Source organism: Polyangium spumosum (genome assembly GCF_009649845.1).
In the GTDB taxonomy this organism is placed as follows: domain Bacteria; phylum Myxococcota_A; class Polyangia; order Polyangiales; family Polyangiaceae; genus Polyangium; species Polyangium spumosum.
In genome coordinates this window covers 343935-359259 of sequence record NZ_WJIE01000003.1, presented here as the reverse complement: position 1 = coordinate 359259, position 15325 = coordinate 343935, and the positions used below count along the sequence as shown (strand labels likewise).

Here is a 15325-nt window from a genome sequence, read left to right as displayed (position 1 = left end):
GTCAAGCTCATTCGTCAGATGGTAGGACGGGCGGCGTCAGGGCTCGCGTGTTCAGGTGCCGATCCCGACCAATCGAGTGTCCTAACATCGGGCGCGAGTGTCCTTGCTGGGACACTACCCTCGGACGGGGTTGGCGACGGCTCGGACGCGGTTATCGAGGGCTCGGACGCGGTGGGGGAGGGCTCGCTGTCGTGCTCCACGTGTTCGCGGGTAATGGGGGAGGTGATTCGTACGCCTTCCATCCGCCTGGCAAGGCGCCGCGCCCGAGCCTCCGGTTCTGCAGGCGGTCGATTGGGATTCGTACGAAGCCATCGACACGAGGCCGGGAGCTGGTACAAGGACGCCCGATGTCGCAGATCGCATGGCTGTTTCTTCACACGAATGATGTCGACCGCGCCCGCGAGGCGGCGACGACGCTCCGCGAGCGCGGCGAGATCTGCGCAGCGGACGGGTGCGGGTGGGTGCGGTTCGACCGGGCGAGCATCGATTCCGATACGGTGTGTGCGCTCGGAAGGCGCTTCAGCGGCGCGCTGGGGTGCGAGGTCATCACCATCCAGTCGCACAGCGCCGTCTCGTGGGTGCGGTCCACCTCGTACGATCGAGGCGAGCAAGTACGCGTCATCGAGTTCGACGAGGATGGATGGAAATGTGACGGTATCCCTCGGAGCTGGGAGTCACGGCTCATGGCCGACCGAGCGTCGAGCGTCGATGACGATTGCGAACCAGCCGTCCTTGCGGCCTTGTCCTCGGGCCACATCCCCGAGGGCGCGCTTCATCCGTCGTGCGACGCCTGGGACATCGTGAAATGCCTCGGGCTCGAAGGCCTCGTGCGCCATGAGACGAGGCGCCACAAGGTTGGTCGCTGGTGGTGGTTTTAGCGGCGCAAAGGTCGGGCTTGTTCGGCGTGGTGTCACGCTCTCGATACAATGTCACACGACCGTGACACGTCCCGTCACGCGCACGTACCAGCCCCCGAGAGAGGCCTGAGAGCCGCGCGGCTGCGCGCACGCAGCCTCCGCCCGCCGCCACGCACGCGCGCTGGCACGTGGCTTGCTGGACATTCGTGTACGGTTCGCAATACCGGCTGCTCGTGACGCAAGGGCGGCCAGGGCATCATGCGCTCTTGGAGCTCGAGCCCTCCACATGCTCGGAGTCTCGGGTCCTGCGCATTTCAGGACAGCACACGCAGGTCACGCGAAAACCGCTGTCTGGTTGGAGGACGACGAAATGCAACGTACGCGCCGCAAGCTGAGAGCTACGACGGCTGGACTATTTCTGCTCTCCGGAGCCGTGACCTGGTCGTGTTCGCAGGGCACGCAGTCGAGACCTGAATCGACTTCGCCGGCCGAGGAGCTCGCATCGGCGCAGCAAGCCGTGAACATCCCCTCCATCCTCGCGGATGATTATCAGGATCTGAGCTGGTTGTTGTCAGCGACGCATTGTGGGACTCGACTCTCCAAGCGCACGGACCTGGAGCACGAGAAGGGTTGTATCGCGGCCGTGGTCCACGGGACCCGGATCGTCGCGATCGGCGCGTCGGGGCTGGCCTACAAGAACCGTTCGTTCTGGAATGCGCCCAACGCCCCTGCGACGAAGGACATGGAGATCAATGACGCGTTTCAGCTGGGCTCCGTCTCCAAGGTGTACACCGTTCTTGCGTTGTCGAAGCTCATCGAGTCGGCCCCGACGATCAACGGCCACACGCTCACCTGGGAGTCGACCCTCGCGGACGCGATGCCGTGGGTGAACCTCAACACCCCGGAGTGGGACTTCCGAAAGCAGAAGAAGCTCAAGCACCTGGTCTCGCACAGAGCAGGGTACTGCAAGGAGCCCGGCTTTCGGGACACCGGGTATTGCTCGACGAGAGGAGCCGCATGCACGCAGCAGAACGAGGCGACGGTTTGTGACGGCGGCGCGTGTGGTGGCGACGGCACGTGCAGGCAGAAGGGCTGCGATGCGAGCGCCGACTGCAACGTGAGCGGGAGCTGCGTGACCCCCGCTGAGAAAGGGAGGGCTTACCCCACGCCGGCGGAGACGTACTGGAAGCCGCGCTCTCCCGCCGAGATGCGAGAAGAGGTGTCGTTGTTCTACAACGACAGCACGAACGGCGTCCCCAACTGTCCCGTTCCCATCACCGTCGATTACGACGACGGGAACGACAACAACGACGAGTATTACTCGAACACCGGCATCTTCATGGCCGCGGCGGTCATCGACTACTGGTCTCAGACCGGCCTGGAGTCCTACCTCCAGACAGCGCAGCCCTGGGGGCCGAACGTGTCCAATACCTTCCTGGGATACCCGGCGGGCCTGGACCGAGACTCGACGGCGTTCACCGGCAACGCGGCCGAAAAAGCGAACTGGCTCGGGAACCTGTTCGACGAGTCGCACCCGATGATCGTATCGAAGAACTACGCCATCGAGAATGGCTACAGCGCGTCGGGGGCCAACACCTGGAATACCCGCTGGGTCTCGCCTGCGCCGCAGGGCTCTTACGCCGTCAACGCGTATGACGCGGCGCGGTTCTTGATTCGCATGAACCGCGAGCTCGCGCCGGAGATCAAGCGGATGACGAGGGATTCGTCTTTCTTCTCGAGCACGGGGCGCAACCTGGCGCTGAATCGATCGAACACGACCAGTCTGGGCTTCGTTCGGAATCGAAAGCTGCTGCATCATCGAGGCGTGCTCTACGGGAGCACGTGGTATCAGTTCGTACCCGAGTCGGACATCGCTTACATCGCCTTCGTCCACAACACGGGCGACGATACCGGCGCGGTGGGCAAGGTCGTCGCCGATCTGAAGCGGCTCTACCCGTTCAAGAACAACCTCGGGGTATGCGACGGGTGGCTTCCGTCGTCGTGCGAAGACAACGAGGAATGCGACAGCGGCGTATGCAATGGCGGCCTCTGCGCCGAGCTGAGGTGTGACAGCAATGCGGACTGTCCCGTCACCGGCTCGTGCGAGAGCACTTCCGAGCTCGCGGTGTCCCATGGGTGCACGGACGCGGATGGCGGCGGCGTCTCGAACGTCCAGCGTTTCTATACGAACCCGAACCAGGCGCTCAGCGGGACGAAGATGTTCGGCTGCTCCGGCGCGGTGACCTGGCAAGATCGCGCGACCCTCTGCGCGCCGGGGTTCCATGTCTGCGAGGCGAGCGAGTACGTGAATCTGAACACCGACAACGAGCGCCCCCTCTACAACTACTGGACGGACGACAATCTCGGATATCTCGCTCCCTCCGTCGGCGGAATGCCGCCGTCCGGAAGCTGCACGGTAGGCACGGGGCCGGGCTACTGGGCCTGCGGGCTCGGCAGGGGGCCCATGCGCGTCACCACGGACGACACGACCGACGCCCTCGGCAGAGACGTGAACATCATCGAATGTGGGCTCAACGGGAGTCTGCAGAACAAGTGGTTTGGTGGTTGCGCCACGACCACGACCAACAACACGGCAGGCACACTCTGCTGTGGCGATAGGGCTTATATGCCGCCGACGCCGGAGCCTTCTCCGCCCGGGCCGCCCGACGAATGCCCCGTCGAGGGCTGTGGCACGACAGAGGGCGGTCTGTGCGCGACCGTCCAGCTGCCGTACCTCTCGCCGCTGGATGAGTATCGGCACCCGGACGGCAACTTCGCGTCCGACAAGTATTGCCTGGACGACTATCCCGACGCGGGCATCGAGCGCGTGTGCGTCGCGTACGGCACCAACCCCAACCAAAGCGTGGGTGTTTGCCGCACGTGCACGGATGATGCGAAGTGGCCCGGCTGCGAATGCAACCCGAACAACCCGGACTCGTGCGGCGCGCAGACCCCCGCGCTCGTGTGTATCCCGACGACGGGCTACGACAGCAACGGACAAGGTACGTTCTCCTCGGGTAAGTGCGCCTTGGCGAGCGAGCCGTTGCCTTCGTGGGACTGCCCGGCCGACTGCACGAAGATCTACGGCGATACGGGCTATTGCTATCACCGCGAAGAGGGCGGCCTGTTCGCGATGTGCGCCGACGAGCTCGACGGCCTCGACGGCGTCATCTGCGCGATCTCGGGGACGGTCTGGAACGGCAGCCAGTGCGTGAACGAGTGCGCGTCCACCGCTCAGTGCCACACGATGGGGTACCCGAGCGCATTCGTCTGCAACCAGGATGGGCGCTGCGTTCTGTGAGAGCTCAGGCCGGCGCAGCGCCACGACGGGCGCTGCGCCGCGGGCCTAATGCACCCCGAGCGCCTTCGCCCGCTCCTCCGCGATCCTCTTCCGGAGCACCTCCGTCATCCCCCCCTTCTGCGCCGCCCGCTCCAGCGCGTCCGCCGCCTGCGCGTGCGCCCCCGCGCGGCTCGCCGCGTCCGCGAGCGCCATCCACCGCGCCTCCGTCGGCTCTTCCCTCGCCGCTCGCGCGAAAAACGTCAGCGCCGAACCCGTGTCCCCGCGCCCCTCGCGAATCCGCGCCAAAAATCCCGCCGCCTCCGCGCACGCGCTCGCCGACAAACACGTCGCGGCGAGCAGATCCTTGCTCGCCGCGTCGATCCGCGAGACGCCCGGCACGCGCGACGCGATCTCCACCCGCGCGCGCAAGCACGACGCGCGCTCCTTCACGAGCACGCACCGCGCCGCGAGCCGCGCCTCCGCCTCCTCGCTCTTGCCCTCGAGCACGAGCCGCTGCGCCCGGATCCTCTCCGCCACGAAATCACCCGGGTGCGCCGCTTCCAGCGCCGCCGCGTGCGCCTCGATCTCCCGCGCGCACCGCTCACGATCGTCACACGTGCCCTTCGCGAGCGCGTCGAGCACCACCTCCGCCGCGCGCACGCGCGGGCCGCGCGCGCCCGGGTTTCGCGTGATCGCCTCCGCGTCGAGGCGCGCGGCGAGCTCGGCTCGTCCCAGGTTTCGCGCCTGCACCGCGAGCTCGTCGAGCATGGGCACGCCCGCTTTTCCTTCGGGCGCCGCGCCGAGCAGCTCGTCGAAGTCTCTCGAGATGCGGGCCGCGAACACGCCCGCCGGGCCCACGAGCGAGCTGTCCTGCGAGGCCGCGATCCGGAGCTCGAGCAAGGCCTGCCGCCGCGCGCCGCGGCTCGCGAGGACCTGCGCGAGCAAGAGGTGCGCGCGGCCGTTCACGTGGCCTCGTTCGAGCGTGCGCTGCAGCCACGGCAGCGCGCGCTCGCGTTTGCCCTGGTAGGCCGCGAGCCCCCCGATGAGCGGGAAATACGGCTCGGCCGGGTGCCTCCGCATCGCCGCGTGGAGCTCGCGCTCGAGCACGTCGTGCGAGGCCGGGTCCGCGAGGTTCGTCGCCTCGAGCTTCCTCCGGATGAGGTCACGCTCGGCGCTCACCTCGGGATGGCCAAGCGCGAGCGAGAGCGCCGCGAGCACGAGGCCCACGACGAGCGCGACGGCCGGCGCGAGGCGCGCGAGCCTCCCGGGGGCCTTCGCGGCGAACGCGCGTGACGGTCGTGATCGCGCGCGATCGCCCCACAAGGAGCCGAGCACCACGGCGAGCGCGTAGCAGACGGCGGGGATCTCCAGCGAGAGGTCGGCGAGGTTCTGGAGGAGCACCACGACGACGCCCGCGAACGCCGACGCCGCGAGCCGGCTGCGCAGGGCGCCGAGCCGAGACGGCGCGAGTGACCACGCGAAGAGGACGAGCGCCGCGAGCGCGACGGGCGCGCCCCACTCGACGAGCCACTGCGCCGGGAAGTTCTCGACGTACGCGAAGACCACGTGCCCGGGGCTCGATCGATACGCAGGAAAGACGCTCTCGAAGGCGCCGCGGCCGATGCCGAAGATCGGGTGCTCGCGCAGGACGGGCAGCGCCCAGAGCACCATCGAGAGTTTGTCGAGGTTCTTGTCGTAGAGCTCGAACCATGTGTCCCGCGTGCCGCCGAGCGAGGCGAGCAGCGCGCCGCCGAGCAGCGCCGCGCCGAGCAGCCAGCGGAGCGAGGGTTCGGCTCCGCCGCCGCTGCCGCCGCGACGCGCGGCCCGGATGCGGAGCAGGAGCACGAGCAAGAGGACGCCGAGGATCAAGGCGATCACGCCGCCACGCGAGGCCGAGGTGACGTCCACGGCGACGAGGAACGCGACGCCCGCGGCGACGAGCCAGCGCGGGGCGACGGGCTCGTGCATGAGGACGAGGCCCATGCCCGCGAGCGCGCCGAGGTTGAGGTACCCCGCGAGGGTGTTCGGGTTGATGAGAGGTCCGACGTGCCACGGCGGGAGCGGGGCCGAGGGCGTGTAGAAGCCGTAGACCTCGGTCGAGCCCGCGAGGCCGTGCACGACGGTGACGAGCGCGACGGCGAGCGCGGAGAGGAAGACGGTGGCGACGCCGGTGGCCGCGCCGCGACGCGCGGACACGGCCGCAGAGGCGGTGAAGATCGCGGCGTAGGAGGACCACTTCAAGGCCTCGACGACCGTGGCGCCTGGATCGAGCGAGAGGCTCGCGAAGCGTGGTCCCGCCTCGCCGAAGGGCAGGAGCGCGCGCGCCCAGACGTCGGCGTTGCTCGGCGCGATACGCTCGAGCAGGGCGACGGGCAGGGGCACGGCTTGCAGGAGCGTGTAGGCCGCGAGCGCGGTCGCGACGATCGCAGGCAAGGCGAGCGAGACCGAGCCCTTGCGTTCTTGCTCGCGGCGAAGCGCGAGGGCGGCGGCGGCGAAGGCGAGGGGCGCGATCAGCGCGACGACGCGGGCGTGCACGCCGCCGAGGGCGAGCGCGGAGCCAGCGACGGTGAGGGCGACGAGGGCGACGAGGGGCCGCACGGAGCCGGCGCTGCCGCGATCTCGGCTCGGGCTGGATCGGGAGGTGGGGGGCATCCGAGGCTCGTGCGGGGGGCGCACGGGAGGGCCGAGTGTATCGCAGGAGCGGGACCGGGGGCGCGAGTTCTCGCCACGCGCGTTGACGCCGGGTCGGGTTCCGCTGAGGATCGGTGGTCATGGAACGTTCGTCTCGCCGCGGGCGTCGCGGCCTTGCTTCGCTTGTGCTCTCCAGCATCGCCACGCTCGTCAGCGGCGCGTGGCTCGTCGCATGCCTCGATCAGCAGGGCTCCCTGCCGCCGGGGCAGAGCCCGTCGAGCTCGAGCTCGTCCTCGTCGACGAGCGGGAGCGGCGGCGGGATGGGCGGCGCGGGCGGGATGGGCGGCGCGGGCGGCGTCGCGGTGGGTGGAATGGGCGGCGTCGGTGGAATGGGCGGCGTCGGTGGAATGGGCGGCGCGGGTGGAATGGGCGGCGCGGGTGGAATGGGCGGGGGGCCGGTGGTCCTCGAGGAATGGACCGCGACCGAGCCCCCGGCACCCGATCTGCCGATGTACGTGCTCCCGATCGATTGGCTCAAGATCGAGTGCCCGACGAGCGACAGGACCTCGCAGGTGGGCCCGCACAGCTTGAAGCGCGGCTATCTTGCGAACGCGGCGCGTCCGAGGAACGTGGGCTCCGGTTGGGGCCTCAGCGTGGAGAGCGCGCGGAAGAACAAGATCCGGAACAGCGATTCGTGGAGCGGGATGGGCTGGTCGACGCCGGGCACGCCGGGCGTCGCGATGATGGCCACGCCTTTGCAGCAGGATCCAGCGGGAGGCCTCAGCGCCACGAGGTTCGACTCCACGGGCTCCCAGCAGTCGAATTACGCGACCGTTCCCAGCGGTTACGCCTCTGCGTGGCTTCGTGGGCAGGGCGCCGCGGGGCCCTTTGCTTATCTGGTCACGGAGCCCGGAAATGCCGATTGGAAGGTCGACGTCGTCGACGACGCCATGAACTGGAAACGTTACGAGGTCGGCGTGGATGACGGCTATTTCCTCCTGGAGACCCGCGGTGACGCAGACGGGGATCCCATGGCGATCGCGACGCCGACGACGGTGCTCGCTTATGGTGCGCAGCACGAGACGAAGGCCGACAACAAAGCCGTCAAGTATCCATCGAGCTACATCCCGACGCTGGACATGGAGCGGACGCGCGAGGCTGACGTGCTCTCGATCATCGCGCCGACGGACGTCGCGCCGGACGGGTTCTTCCATGTGAAGATTCGCTTCGCGCCGAACTACGCGACCGGCGAGAACTTCGAGAACGAGCATGATCTCCTGTTCATCAACGCGGACAACCGGATCTTTTTCAGGTTCTCGGACAACAAGATCGTCTTCAAGATCGAGAAGGACGATCTCGTATCCGCGTCGCTCACGTGGATCCGAGAGCAGCCGATCGACGTGGAGGCGATCCACGCGCCGTCCGGGCGCAAATTGATCGTCTCCGGCGGAGGCGGGAGCTTCTCGGGGCCGGCGCTGGCCCCCGTGCCGACGAACAACCCGTTCTACCTCCTCGGGCGGTCGGCGGGCGCCCAGGAATGCGCGGATCTGCGCGCGATCATGTTCTATCAGCCCAACTGACGATCGAGGCAAACCATCATGAAAAAAGCTCTCCCGGTCGTTCTCGCTCTCGGCGTCGTCGGCGGCGCCGGCGTGGCGGCGTTCGCCTACATGAAGAAGCCCGAGCGCGCTGCCTGCGTGCGGATCGCCGACCTCTGCGGCGAAAAAAACGGGACGAAGGAGGACCTCGACCGCTGCGTCGAGGAGGTCGAGCAATGGCGCAAGGTCGCCGGCGAGGAGCCGGTTGACAAGGGCATCGAGTGCGTCGACGAGGCCAAGACGTGCGGCGAAGCCATGGGCTGCGTCGCGGGCGCCGGCATGAAGGGTTTTCAGAACGTCGTCGACGACTTCTTCAAGGGCCTCGGCAAGGGGCTCGGCGGCGGCGAAAAGAAGTAGCGCCTCAACCCCTCAGGTAGGCTTTCCCCGCCGCCCGCCCGCCCGAAGGCAAGGGCGCCTCTTCGTCGAGGTCGAGGCAACGGACGATCCCTCCCTCGACCCGATATCGATATCCACTCTCGGGACAAACCATGACGCCGTCGGGCCCGGGCCGGCCGAGCTTCTGCCCGTGCCGGCTCATGGTCCCCGTCCGCCGCGCAGGGACGCCGGTCACGAGCGCATAATCAGGGACGTCGCGCGTGACGAGCGCGCCCGCGCCGACGAACGCATATCGACCCACGGTCGTGCCGCACACGATCGTCGCATTTGCGCCGATCGTCGCGCCGCGGCGGATCAAGGTCTTCTCGTAGAGGCCCCGGCGATCGAGCTCCGCGCGCGGGTTCGTGACGTTCGTCAGGACGCAGGAGGGGCCGAGGAACACGGCGTCCTCGACGATCGTGCCCTCGTAGAGCGAGACATGGTTCTGGATACGCACGTCGTCCCCGACGACGACGCCGCCTGCGACGAAGACGCCCTGGCCGAGCACGCACCGCCGGCCAATACGAGCGCCCGGCATGACATGGCAGAAGTGCCAGATTCGTGTGCCTTCGCCAAGACACGAGGGCTCGTCGACGATGGCGGAGGGGTGGACGGAAGGTGGTTGCATCGAATCAATGGCTCCCGTACTGCCAGAGCCCGAACGGCCCAACGACGGCGCGCGGCGGGCCGAGCTCACGCGCGGCAGGGCTCGAGGTGCGGCCGAGGAGGAAACGCGCGCGTGTCTCTTCGAGGCGGCGCGGGAGGCCCTCGGGGGCGTCGAAGCTCGAGGCCGCGGCGGGTTTGCGAGGATCGAGGTCACGATCGAGGACGACGTCCTCGGGGCGGCCGAGCGCAGCGGTCACGGCGAAATGGCCATAATCGCGCACCTCGACGAGGATCCGCTCGCCAGGCGGGACGAGCGCACGCGCGGCGGCGCCGATGGCGACCTCGTCGGCGCGCGGGACGAAGCCCTCGCCGCGATACCAGCGGCGCACGATGACGAGGCTGAAGACGAGGAGCAAGGCCGCCGCCACGCCCGCGCCGAGGCGAGCCTTTTGGCTCGCGCGAGGGAGCAAGGTGGCCGCGAGGTCGCCGACGAGCAGCGCGCAGAGCAGCAGGCCCACGAGGAGCGCACGCTCGGGGTGATGGGTCGGCGCGCCATCCTTGACGAGCGCCGCCGAGAGCGCGAGGAGCTGGAAGACGGCGAGGGCGAGCGGGCGAGCGTAAGGACGAAGGGTCTCCCGCGCCGAGGCGCGGAGCGTCGGCAGCGCGGCGAGCCCGAGGAGAATGGCGAGCGCAAAAAAGAGCTCGGGCTCGTGGCGAGCCATGGCAATCGGATAGGCAAAGAGGCGCGCGAGAGGAGCGTCGTCCCCGCCGCCGAGGGCGCGGCGATACGCGGCGACGCGGTCGAGGGAGTCGAAGGCATTGCCGCGGGCGAAGTGGTTCCACGTGACCCAGAGCAGAGGGCCGAGCGCCGCGACGGTCGCCCCGACGAAGTAGAGGGCGCGGTCCCGCGCGTGGAAGGAGCGGTCCGCGTCGCGCAGGGCGTCGAGGGTGGTGAGGGCGGCGAACGCCGCCGCGATGGGCCAGACGTCGTAACGCGAGAGCGTGGCGCCGAGCAGCGCGAGGCCGCCGAAGAGGCGCGCGCGCGGGTCACGCGGGCCCACGAGGGAGGCCATCGCGAAGAGGGTGAGCGCCGCGGTGGGCAGCTCGGGGACGGTGGCGACGCCGAGGCGCGCGCTCCAGGGGAAAGCAGCGGCGAGGACGGCGCCGAGCAGCGCCGCCGTGCGGTTCTTCGCGAGGCGCTGCGCGGCGAGCGCGACGAGCACCGCCGAGATCACGCCGAGGAGGAAGGCCGTGATACGAGCGACGAGCAGCGTGCGCCCGGCGCCGAGCATCGCGGCGCCCGTGATCCAGAAGGGGAAGGGCAACCAGCTCGTGCCGGTCGGGTCGAGCTTCGGCTTGAACGCGAACTCCTGCGCGATGACGACGCGCGCGAAATCGTCATCGCTGACCGCGCGGAAGCCGGTGGCGATCACGATCGCCACGGCGATCGTCTTGACGAGCGCGACGAGCGCGAGATCGCGCTTGCGATCCACCGCGGGGGCTACTTGCCTTGCTGGGTCTCGAACTGCTTGAGCTCGCGGTCACCCGCGGAGGACAGGTACGCGAGGGACATGCTGGTGAGCATGAAGATCGCGGCGCAGATGGCGGTGAGGCGCGTCATGAAGTTGCCCGCGCCGCGCCCGCCGAAGACCTGCGCGCCGCCGCCGAACGACGAGCCGAGGCCGCCGCCGCGGCCCTGCTGCAGGAGCACCACGAGGATCAGGAAGAAACAAACGATGACGTGGAGGACGTTCAGCACGGAGGTCAGCATCGGCGCTCGGCGACGTTCTACCCTCGTTCCGCCGCTTCCGCCAGCCGCTCGGCGCTGTCGATGATCTTGCCGAAGCCAGCCGCGTCGAGGGAGGCGCCGCCGACGAGGGCGCCGTCGACGTCGATCTGGCCGAGCAGGCCCTCGGCGTTGTCGGCCTTCACGCTGCCGCCGTAAAGGATCCGCGTGGACGTGGCGAGCTCCTCGGAGACGCTCGCCAGCAGGCCGCGGATCATGGCGTGGACCTCCTGCGCGTCCTCGGGGCGGGCGACCTTGCCCGTCCCGATCGCCCAGACCGGCTCGTACGCGATGACCCCGACGCCCGGGCGCTTGGCGAGCTCGTCGAGGAAGGCGCGCGTCTGGCGCTCGACGACCTCGAGCGTCTTTCCTGCGTCGCGCTCCTCCAGCGTCTCGCCGACGCAGGCGATCGGGCGGAGCTCGGCGCGCAGGGCCGCGGCGACCTTGCGCTCGATGAGCTCGTCGGTCTCGCCGAAGATCTGCCGGCGCTCGCTGTGGCCGAGGATCACCCAGGTCGCGCCGGAGTCTTTCAACATCGACGCGCTGATCTCGCCGGTGAAGGCGCCGGCGGGCTCGGGGTGCATGTTCTGCGCGCCGAGCATGACCGCGCTCTTCGACTCCCAGAGCTCGTGCGCGGCCGCGGCGAGCGCCGTGAACGGCGGGCAAATCACGACGTCGACGCGGGCCGAGCGGCGCGCCGCCTCGACCACGCCCATGGCCAGGCTGCACGCGTCCTGGCCACCGGCGTTCATCTTCCAGTTGCCCGCGATGAGGGGGCGGCGCGCGACGTTCACGACGCTTCCTCCGCCACGGCCGAGCGGAGCGCTTCCACGCCCGGCAGCTTCCGGCCCTCGATGAGCTCGAGCGCAGCGCCGCCGCCGGTCGAGATGTGATCCATGCCCTTGGCGATGTCCTCGCCCGCGGCACGGACCGCCGCCGCGCTGTCGCCGCCGCCGACGACGGTGAAACCCTCGGCGCGGCTCATGACGCGGGCGATCTCGAAGGTGCCGTTCGAGAACGCCTTCGACTCGAAGAGGCCCATGGGGCCGTTCCAGAAGACGGTCTTCGCGCGATCGATCGCGCCGCCGAAGAGCTCGACGGTCTTCGGGCCGATGTCGAGCGCCATGGTGCCGTCGGGGATCCTGTCCACGCTCACGGCCGTGCCGCTCTCCGCGTCGAGGCCCTTGGCCACGACGACGTCGACGGGCAGCAGCACCGAGGCCCCGCGATCACGCGCCTTCTGCAGGATCGTGCGGGCGAGCGGGAGCTTGTCGTCCTCGATCTTGCTCGACGCGACCTTCTTGCCGAGCGCCGCGAGGAACGTGTTGGCCATGGCGCCGCCGATGCAGAGCGTGTCGACGACGTTGAGCAGCGACTCGACGACGGCGATCTTGTCCGAGACCTTCGCGCCGCCGAGCACCGCGACGTAGGGCTTCTCGGGCCGATCGAGCAGGCGCGCGAGCGAGCGCAGCTCCTTCAGCATGAGCAGGCCGGCGCCGCGATCCCGGATCATGCGCGGCAAGGCGTGCACCGAGGCGTGGGCGCGGTGGGCCGCGCCGAACGCGTCGTTCACGTAGATGTCGCAGAGCTCGGCGAGCTGACGCGCGAAGTTCTCCTCGTCCTTCTCCTCCTCCTCGTGGAAGCGGAGGTTCTCGAGCAGGCAGACCTGGCCGGTGCGCAGGTCGTGGATGACCTTCTTCGGCCCGTCGCCGACGCAGTCGTCGGTCAGGTGCACCTCGTAGCCCGTGAGCTCGGCGAGGCGCGCGCCGGCGGGCTCGAGCGACGAGCCCTCGTGCTTGCCGGGCTTCGGCCGGCCGAGGTGCGAGGCGAGGATGACCTTCGCGCCCGCGTCCATCACGAGCTTGATCGTGGGCAGCGACTCGCGGATGCGCGCGTCGTCGGTGATCGCGCCCGTCTTCTTGTCGAGCGGGACGTTGAAGTCGACGCGGATGAAGACGCGCTTGTTGGCGAGTCCAGAGTCCTTGGCGAGGTCCTCGATCGTGCGGATGCCGGTGAGCTTCATGGCCTCACACGCCCTTCGCGACCATGAGCTTCGCGAGGTCGATCATGCGCTGCGAGAAGCCCCACTCGTTGTCGTACCAGGAGAAGATCTTCGCGAACCGGTCGCCGACGTGTTGCGTGAGCGTGGCGTCGAAGATGCTCGAGTGCGGGTTGCCGATGTAGTCGCCCGAGACGAGCGGGAGCTCGGTGTACTGGAGGACGCCCTTCATCGGGCCCTCGGCCGCGCGCTTCATGGCGGCGTGGATCGCGTCCTTCGAGAGCGGCTTCTCGGTCTCGAGCGTGAGGTCCACGAGCGAGACGTCGACCGTCGGCACGCGGATCGCCTGGCCGTCGAACTTGCCCTTGAGCGAGGGGATGACCTCGCTGAGCGCCTTCGCCGCGCCCGTCGAGGAGGGGACCATGTTCACCGCCGCCGCGCGCGCGCGGCGCAGATCACCCTTGCGATGCGGCAGATCGAGGATGTGCTGGTCGTTCGTGTAGGAGTGGATCGTGGTCATGAGGCCACGCACGATCCCGAACTCGTCGAGCATGACCTTCGCGACCGGCGCGAGGCAGTTCGTCGTGCACGAGCCACACGAGATCACGCTGTGCTTGGCCGCGTCGTACTGGCCCTCGTTCACGCCCATGACGATGGTGATGTCGTGGTTCTTCGCGGGCGCGCTGATGATCACGCGCTTGGCGCCGGCGTTCTGGTGCAGGGCGGCCTTCGTCTTGTCGGTGAAGAGGCCCGTGCACTCGAGGACGATGTCGACGCCGAGGTCCTTCCAGGGCAGCTCCGCGGGATCCTTCTTCGCGAGGACCTGGATGCGCTTGTCGTCGAGCGCGATGAAGCCGTCGCCGTGGCTCACCTTGGCCGCGCGGAACTCGCGGTGGATGGAGTCGAAGCGCAAGAGGTGCGCGAGCGTGCCGGCGTCCGTGAGATCGTTGATCGCCACGATCTCGAGATCCTTCTCGCCGCGCTCGACCAGCGCGCGGACGATGCAGCGACCGATCCGGCCGAACCCGTTGATTGCAATCCTCGTCGCCATCGGAGACTCCTGGAAAAAGGGGTGGTTTCGGGCGCTGTACGTAGCCAGGCCTCCTCCCCAGGTCAAGCTACGCCCAAGGATCGGGGGAGAATCTGCCCATGACGGTCGCCAGCGCTCGACACGTGGGGCAGGGGAGCCCGCCGAGCGAGGGGTGGGCAGAGATCAAGGCTTGTTTTTCGCGCCCGTCTCGGGGGCGCCGGCCTCGCTCGGCGCTTCGACGCTGGCCACTTCATCACCGCTCAACGTCCGGCTCGTCGGCCGCACGCGCTCGGAGAGGTCTTTTCGACCGGAGAGCCGCCACAGCCCCGTCAGGCCATCGGCCACGCCCTGATAATCGTCCACCCAGACGGTCGCCACGCTCTCGCGCTTGCCGAGCACGTCCGCGAGCTCCTGGTCTTCCCGGGCGAGGTCCTTGATCACGAGATCGAGCGCGCCCGCTTTCGCGTGGAGCATCGCGGCCATCGCGGCGCTGTCGAACGACGCGCCGTCCACGGTCACGGCGAACGGCTTCTTCTCGAGCAGGTTCGCCACTTTCCTCGCGTGGCTCACGGCGTCGCGTGGCGTCCGGGGCGTCGGGCCGTCGAGGCCGTAGACCTTCAATGCCTCCGGCCCGAGCGCGTCGAGGACATTCGAACGCACGCGCACGGCGCGATTGTAGAGATCCGCGGCGCGCGTGTCCCGGCGATCGCGGGGCTCGACATCGTCCGCGCGCTCCGCGACGACGGCGAGCTCGGCGTCGTCGAGGCGCTTGGCGCTATGGCGCAGGGTCGAGGCGAGGAAATCGATGACGATGCCGAACACCTCCTTCGTCGCCTTCGTCTCCGGCCCCTCGACCTCGATCGCCCGCGCGGCGAGCCGCTCCGCGACCTGATCCCGATGCGCCGTCGCCGCGCCGACCACCTCGGCGCTCGATTGAATGCGGTTGTCGATCAGCTTCGACTTCTTCGCCATGCGGCTCGTCTCCTCCGTGGGCCGCGGAGCCTACGCCCTCACCCGCGCGACGGGAAAGCGAGAAGAGAGGGGCGCGTTCGGGAGTTGCGCGGCATGAGCGGCGCGCGCGCGTGTCGTCGAGGCGAGGTGTCGCCGCGAAGGCGCGCGCGCGAGGCTCGCGGAGGTGGTTCGCAACGTGCGAAGAGGGTGCG

The 15325-nt window shown here is 69.0% G+C and carries 12 protein-coding genes; 4 read left to right on the top strand and 8 right to left on the bottom strand.

All coding sequences use genetic code 11. The features are described 5' to 3' along the window. Nucleotides 1–347: 347 nt before the first annotated feature. Together GF068_RS11470 and GF068_RS11465 are read left to right on the top strand one after the other, a co-directional pair. Nucleotides 348–878 (top strand): hypothetical protein, encoded by a 531-nt coding sequence (locus GF068_RS11470; protein ID WP_153819406.1) that lies wholly within the window; start codon nt 348–350, stop codon nt 876–878. A gap of 496 nt (nt 879–1374) precedes the next feature. Continuing rightward, entirely contained in the window at nt 1375–4158 is a 2784-nt protein-coding gene (locus tag GF068_RS11465) for a serine hydrolase domain-containing protein (RefSeq protein WP_170319431.1), read from the top strand. Nucleotides 4159–4203: 45 nt separating this feature from the next. Here the strand turns inward: GF068_RS11465 and GF068_RS11460 are convergent, their stop codons facing one another. After that, a complete protein-coding gene (locus GF068_RS11460) occupies nt 4204–6735 on the bottom strand; it encodes an O-antigen ligase family protein (RefSeq protein ID WP_170319430.1) in 2532 nt (843 codons plus the stop codon). Nucleotides 6736–6908: 173 nt separating this feature from the next. Here GF068_RS11460 and GF068_RS43520 point away from each other — a divergent pair, with 173 nt between their 5' ends. Both GF068_RS43520 and GF068_RS11445 read left to right on the top strand, forming a co-directional pair. Then, on the top strand, nt 6909–8348 hold the full coding sequence (locus GF068_RS43520; RefSeq protein WP_170319394.1) for a hypothetical protein: 1440 nt from the start codon (nt 6909–6911) through the stop codon (nt 8346–8348). Nucleotides 8349–8366: 18 nt separating this feature from the next. Beyond that, nucleotides 8367–8723, top strand: coding sequence for a hypothetical protein (locus GF068_RS11445; protein WP_153819402.1), 357 nt, complete (start codon nt 8367–8369; stop codon nt 8721–8723). 4 nt (nt 8724–8727) lie between these two features. On the opposite strand, the gene GF068_RS11440 is transcribed toward GF068_RS11445, so the two are convergent. The 7 genes from GF068_RS11440 to GF068_RS11410 all read right to left on the bottom strand — a co-directional run bounded on the left by GF068_RS11440 (nt 8728) and on the right by GF068_RS11410 (nt 15134). After that, nucleotides 8728–9369 (bottom strand): acyltransferase, encoded by a 642-nt coding sequence (locus GF068_RS11440; RefSeq protein WP_153819401.1) that lies wholly within the window; start codon nt 9367–9369, stop codon nt 8728–8730. 4 nt (nt 9370–9373) lie between these two features. Further along, nucleotides 9374–10840, bottom strand: a complete 1467-nt coding sequence (locus GF068_RS11435; RefSeq protein WP_153819400.1) for a glycosyltransferase family 39 protein — start codon at nt 10838–10840, stop codon at nt 9374–9376. Nucleotides 10841–10848: 8 nt separating this feature from the next. Next, entirely contained in the window at nt 10849–11106 is a 258-nt protein-coding gene (secG, locus tag GF068_RS11430) for a preprotein translocase subunit SecG (protein WP_206079451.1), read from the bottom strand. Between the two features lie 29 nt (nt 11107–11135). Next, on the bottom strand, nt 11136–11927 hold the full coding sequence (tpiA, locus tag GF068_RS11425) for a triose-phosphate isomerase (RefSeq protein ID WP_338046327.1): 792 nt from the start codon (nt 11925–11927) through the stop codon (nt 11136–11138). Beyond that, complete coding sequence (locus tag GF068_RS11420) at nt 11924–13156, bottom strand: phosphoglycerate kinase (protein WP_153819399.1); 1233 nt, start codon at nt 13154–13156, stop codon at nt 11924–11926. Before GF068_RS11420 ends, tpiA begins: the two co-directional genes overlap by 4 nt. Nucleotides 13157–13160: 4 nt before the next feature. Beyond that, the gene (gene gap / locus GF068_RS11415; RefSeq protein WP_153819398.1) at nt 13161–14183 is read right to left on the bottom strand and encodes a type I glyceraldehyde-3-phosphate dehydrogenase; all 1023 of its coding nucleotides are present in this window, start codon (nt 14181–14183) and stop codon (nt 13161–13163) included. Nucleotides 14184–14345: 162 nt separating this feature from the next. Further along, nucleotides 14346–15134, bottom strand: a complete 789-nt coding sequence (locus GF068_RS11410; protein WP_153819397.1) for a hypothetical protein — start codon at nt 15132–15134, stop codon at nt 14346–14348. Between the last annotated feature and the right edge of the window lie 191 nt (nt 15135–15325).

Excerpts from the sequence above, each read along its gene's own strand:
- GF068_RS11420 (WP_153819399.1), bottom strand. The coding sequence starts at position 13,156 with ATGAAGCTCACCGGCATCCGCACGATCGAGGACCTCGCCAAGGACTCT.
- GF068_RS43520 (WP_170319394.1), top strand. The coding sequence starts at position 6,909 with ATGGAACGTTCGTCTCGCCGCGGGCGTCGCGGCCTTGCTTCGCTTGTG.
- gap (WP_153819398.1), bottom strand. The coding sequence starts at position 14,183 with ATGGCGACGAGGATTGCAATCAACGGGTTCGGCCGGATCGGTCGCTGC.
- GF068_RS11440 (WP_153819401.1), bottom strand. The coding sequence starts at position 9,369 with ATGCAACCACCTTCCGTCCACCCCTCCGCCATCGTCGACGAGCCCTCG.
- GF068_RS11470 (WP_153819406.1), top strand. The coding sequence starts at position 348 with ATGTCGCAGATCGCATGGCTGTTTCTTCACACGAATGATGTCGACCGC.
- GF068_RS11410 (WP_153819397.1), bottom strand. The coding sequence starts at position 15,134 with ATGGCGAAGAAGTCGAAGCTGATCGACAACCGCATTCAATCGAGCGCC.
- GF068_RS11445 (WP_153819402.1), top strand. The coding sequence starts at position 8,367 with ATGAAAAAAGCTCTCCCGGTCGTTCTCGCTCTCGGCGTCGTCGGCGGC.